This window comes from Streptomyces sp. NPDC007346 (assembly GCF_040703535.1).
GTDB lineage: Bacteria > Actinomycetota > Actinomycetes > Streptomycetales > Streptomycetaceae > Streptomyces.
In genome coordinates, this window is the sequence record NZ_JBEYKR010000266.1 from 1 (window position 1) to 4,213 (window position 4,213).

Sequence of the window (4,213 nt, forward strand, 5' to 3'; positions counted from 1 at the left end):
GGCCGGGCCGCCGACCGTCTCGTACGCCACGCAGTGCGCCGCGTCCTCGGGCCCGAGCCCCGCCGCTCTGGCGGTGAGGCCGAGGACGACGGGCTGGTGGGCGCCGCGCGGCCGGGCGGCGGCGAGCGCGTCGAGTTCGGAGCTGGGCCAGGTGGCGCGGGCGGCCCGCATCAGCTGGCGGCCGAGCTTGCGGGCGGTGGCCCGTAGAGCCGGTGAGGGCGTACGGGCGTCGGCGGCCTCGTCCAGCGCGAGCGGGTCGAGGCCGTGGGCGGCCGCCGCGGCGAGGGCGGCGGCGGTGAGCCCGGCGGTGTGCAGGCGGCCCCGGCAGAAGGCGGCGAGGTCGTCGGCGTCGCGGACGCGCCCCTGGATGACGGCCGGTTCGGCGCCGCCGGAGTGGGCGTGACCGCCGGCGGGGAACCGGCCGTCGGCGAGGACGAGCAGGGCTGCGCGTGACATGACCGGCTCCGCTCAGAAGAGGAAGTAGCGCTGGGCCATGGGCAGTTCGGCCGCCGGTGCGGGCTCGACCGGTTCACCGTCGATGGTGACGGCGAAGCTGTCGGGCTCCACGTGGACGTGCGGCATCGCGTCGTTCTCCCGCATGTCCGCCTTGGTGACCCCCCGGGTGCCGGCGATCGGCGCGAACTCCTTCTCCAGGCCGAGCCGTTCGGGCAGTCCGTCCTCGATCGCCGTCCCGGTGACGAAGTTGAGGGAGCCGCGTGCGGCGGCCCGGCCCAGTGCGCCGAACATCGGCCGGGGCATGACCGGTTGGGGCGTGGGGATGGAGGCGTTGGCGTCGCCCATCTGCGCGTACGCGATCTGTCCGCCCTTGATGACGGTCTGCGGCTTCACACCGAAGAACGCCGGGTCCCACAGCACGAGGTCCGCGAGCTTGCCGGTCTCCACCGAGCCGATCTCCCTGTCCAGGCCCTGCGCGACGGCCGGGTTGATGGTGTATTTGGCGACATAGCGACGGACCCGGTGGTTGTCGGCCGCCCCGTCCCCGGGCAGGGCACCGCGCCGCTTCTTCATGACGTGGGCGGTCTGCCAGGTCCGCAGGATCACCTCACCGATGCGCCCCATCGCCTGGGAGTCCGAGGAGATGATCGAGATGGCGCCGAGGTCATGGAGGATGTCCTCGGCCGCGATGGTGGAGGGCCGGATACGGGACTCCGCGAAGGCCAGATCCTCGGGGACGGCCGGGTTGAGGTGGTGGCAGACCATCAGCATGTCGAGGTGTTCCTCGATGGTGTTGACGGTGTGCGGCCGGGTCGGGTTGGTCGAGCTCGGCAGGACGTACGGCTCGGAGACCACGGTGATGATGTCGGGCGCGTGCCCGCCGCCCGCACCCTCGGTGTGGTACGCGTGGATCGAGCGCCCGGCGATGGCGGCGAGGGTGTCGGCGACGAACCCGGCCTCGTTGAGGGTGTCGGTGTGCAGGGCGAGCTGGGCGCCGGTCTCCTCGCAGACGGTGAGGCAGGCGTCGATGGCGGCCGGGGTGGCGCCCCAGTCCTCATGGATCTTGAACCCCAGGGCTCCGCCGCGCAGTTGGGAGTACAGGGCGTCGCGGGAGGTGGTGTTGCCCTTGCCGAGCAGCCCGATGTTGACGGGGAAGGCCTCCAGGGCCTCGAACATCCGGGCAAGGTGCCAGGGGCCCGGGGTGATGGTGGTGGCCTTGGTTCCCTCGGCAGGTCCGGTGCCGCCGCCGACGAGGGTGGTGATGCCGCTGGAGAGCGCCTGGTCCACGAGGGTCGGCGAGATGAAGTGGACGTGCGCGTCGACCGCTCCGGCCGTGAGGAACTTGCCGTTGCCCGCGATGATCTCGGTCTCGGGACCGATCACCAGAGCGGGGTGGACGCCGTCCATGGTGTCCGGGTTCCCGGCCTTGCCGATGCCGGTGATGCGGCCGTCGCGGATGCCGATGTCGGCCTTGACGATGCCCCAGTGGTCGATGACGACCGCGCCGGTGACGACGGTGTCGGGGGCGCCCTCGGCCCGGGTGGTGCGGGCCTGGCCCATGGACTCCCGGATCACCTTGCCGCCGCCGAAGACCGCCTCGTCGCCCGCGTGGCCTGGGCCGCCCGATCGGTCCTCCTCGATCTCGACGAAGAGGCCGGTGTCGGCGAGGCGGACGCGGTCGCCGGTGGTGGGCCCGAAGATGTCCGCGTACACGGCCCTGTCGAGGTCAGGCATCGAGCGCGCCTCCGGTCTCGCCGCGCAGGCCGGGGACGGTGCGGCGGCCGGCGAGGGGGACGAGCTCGACGTCGACGGGGATGCCGGGCTCGAAGCGGACCGCCGTACCGGCCGCGATGTGCAGCCGCAGCCCGTGGGCGGCCGCCCGGTCGAAGCGCAGGCCGGGGTTGGCCTCGGCGAAGTGGTAGTGGGAGCCGACCTGGACGGGACGGTCGGCGGCGTTGAGGACGGTGAGGCGGGTGACGGGACGCCCCTCGTTGAGGGCGATCCCCCCTTCCCCGTACAGGATCTCTCCGGGAACCATCGGCGCGCCCCCGGTCAGACGATCGGGTCGTGGACGGTGACGAGCTTGGTGCCGTCCGGGAAGGTGGCCTCGACCTGGACGTCGTGGAGCATCTCGGGGATGCCCTCCATCACCTCGTCGCGGGTGAGCACCGCGCGGCCGGACGCCATGAGTTCGGCGACGCCGCGGCCGTCCCGGGCGCCTTCCAGCAGATGGGCGGTGATCAGGGCGACGGACTCGGGGTGATTGAGCCTCAGCCCGCGTGCCCGGCGCTTCTCGGCCACGTCGGCGGCCACATGGATGAGCAGGCGTTCCTGCTCGTGCGGGGTCAGTTGCACGCTTCCACCTCATCGTCTCCCGCCCGGCACCGGCACCGGCCTCCGGGCGCAGCGGGGCCCCCTCCCCGTTCAGCACTTCGTCGAACGGCGAACCCGGCTCCCGCGACCAGGTGGTGCACGATAGGGCGGAAGTTTTTCCGTTGCGTTAACCGGCCTCCCGCGTCTGCATGGACATCAGCCCGCGCAAGCCGTCCTCCACCACTTCGGGGCGCACGTCCCCGAAAAGAGCCTCCTGCAGGATGAAGCCCTGGGCGGTGGCGACCATCGTGCGGGCCACATGGTCGTCCGGCACGCCCGGCGGCAGGATTCCGGCGTCCCGGTACGCGGCGACCACCTCGGCCCAGACGATCCGCATATCCGTGTACCCCTGCTCCAGCAGGGCCGCGAGCCGCTCGTCCCGGAGGGTCTCGGACCACACCTGCACGATGAGGGAGGCGACCGTACGCCGTTCCAGTCCGTGCACCGCCCCCTCGAACAGCCCCCCGAGCACCCCGCTCAGCAGCACGTCCGGGGTGGGCGGCGGGGTGGTGCGCGCGGCCTTCGCGAAGGCGCTGCGGATGTTGGCGAAGGCTCCCTCGGCGATGGCCGCGATCAGGTCGTCCTTGCCGGTGAAGTAGCGGTAGACGGCACCGGCCGACAGACCCACCTCCTTGAGGACGTCCTGCATGGACGTGCCGTGGAATCCGCTGCGCGCGAAGCAGCGCGCGGCGCCGTCGAGGATCTGGCGGCGCCGGGCGTCGAGGTGTTCCTGGGATACACGAGCCATGCACCCAACGTAAAACGAACGTTCCTTCTTGACAAGTCGGCACACCGTGCTGAAAGTAGGTCCAGTCAAATAAAACGAACAATCCTTCTCTATGCCCGCCCCGCGAATCGAGGTCCCTCATGTCCACTCAGCACAACCGCCGCGCGGTGGCGGTCGTCCTGCTGATCCCGCTGGTGGTGACGCTCGCCCTGTGGGCCTTCGCCTGGCCCGCCGCGCGGATCGCGCCCCGCGACCTTCCGGTGGGGGTGGCCGGTGCGGCACCGGCGGCCGACCAGCTGCGGCAGCAGTTCGAGCAGCGTGGGGGCGCCTTCGAGGTGCACCGCTTCGACGACGAGGCGGCGGCGCGGGAGGCGATCGAGGACCGGGTCGTCTACGGAGCCGTCGTCGCCGGACCGGAGGGCCCGCACGTGCTCACCGCGTCGGCCGCGAGCCCTGTCGTCGCCCAGCTGCTGCGCGAGGCGGTGACGGCGGCGGCACCGGAAGGCGCTCAGGTCCGGGTCACCGATGTGGTGGCCGCCCCCTCCGGGGACCCGCGCGGCAGTGCCCTCGCTGGTGGCCATGGGCTGCGTGGCCTGGGGCCTGCCGCAGGACCCGTTGCGCCTGGAGCGCTTCAAGCAGTTCGACTGGCGCGGCCTG

At 72.2% G+C, this 4,213-nt stretch carries 5 protein-coding genes and 1 pseudogene; 1 reads left to right on the forward strand and 5 read right to left on the reverse strand.

Going from position 1 to position 4,213, the window contains the following annotated elements; translation table 11 throughout:
- From AB0917_RS33745 to AB0917_RS33765, 5 genes are all read right to left on the reverse strand, one after another.
- Positions 1–456 (reverse strand): urease accessory UreF family protein (locus tag AB0917_RS33745; RefSeq protein WP_366823524.1); only part of this gene is annotated, 456 nt, incomplete at its 3' end.
- Positions 457–468: 12 nt separating this feature from the next.
- Positions 469–2,190 (reverse strand): urease subunit alpha, encoded by a 1,722-nt coding sequence (locus tag AB0917_RS33750; RefSeq protein ID WP_366823525.1) that lies wholly within the window; start codon positions 2,188–2,190, stop codon positions 469–471.
- Positions 2,183–2,494: an urease subunit beta gene (locus AB0917_RS33755; RefSeq protein ID WP_366823526.1), complete on the reverse strand. Its 312-nt coding sequence runs from the start codon at positions 2,492–2,494 to the stop codon at positions 2,183–2,185. Before AB0917_RS33755 ends, AB0917_RS33750 begins: the two co-directional genes overlap by 8 nt.
- Before the next feature lie 14 nt (positions 2,495–2,508).
- The gene (locus AB0917_RS33760) at positions 2,509–2,811 is read right to left on the reverse strand and encodes an urease subunit gamma (RefSeq protein ID WP_366823527.1); all 303 of its coding nucleotides are present in this window, start codon (positions 2,809–2,811) and stop codon (positions 2,509–2,511) included.
- 145 nt (positions 2,812–2,956) lie between these two features.
- The gene (locus tag AB0917_RS33765; protein ID WP_366823528.1) at positions 2,957–3,577 is read right to left on the reverse strand and encodes a TetR/AcrR family transcriptional regulator; all 621 of its coding nucleotides are present in this window, start codon (positions 3,575–3,577) and stop codon (positions 2,957–2,959) included.
- A 119-nt stretch (positions 3,578–3,696) separates the two neighbouring features.
- On the opposite strand from AB0917_RS33765, the pseudogene AB0917_RS33770 reads away from it, so the two are divergent.
- A pseudogene (locus AB0917_RS33770) lies at positions 3,697–4,213 on the forward strand (ABC transporter permease); the annotation flags it as partial.

Coding starts and splice junctions, on each gene's coding strand:
- AB0917_RS33755 (WP_366823526.1), bottom strand. CDS start 2,494: ATGGTTCCCGGAGAGATCCTGTACGGGGAAGGGGGGATCGCCCTCAAC.
- AB0917_RS33750 (WP_366823525.1), bottom strand. CDS start 2,190: ATGCCTGACCTCGACAGGGCCGTGTACGCGGACATCTTCGGGCCCACC.
- AB0917_RS33765 (WP_366823528.1), bottom strand. CDS start 3,577: ATGGCTCGTGTATCCCAGGAACACCTCGACGCCCGGCGCCGCCAGATC.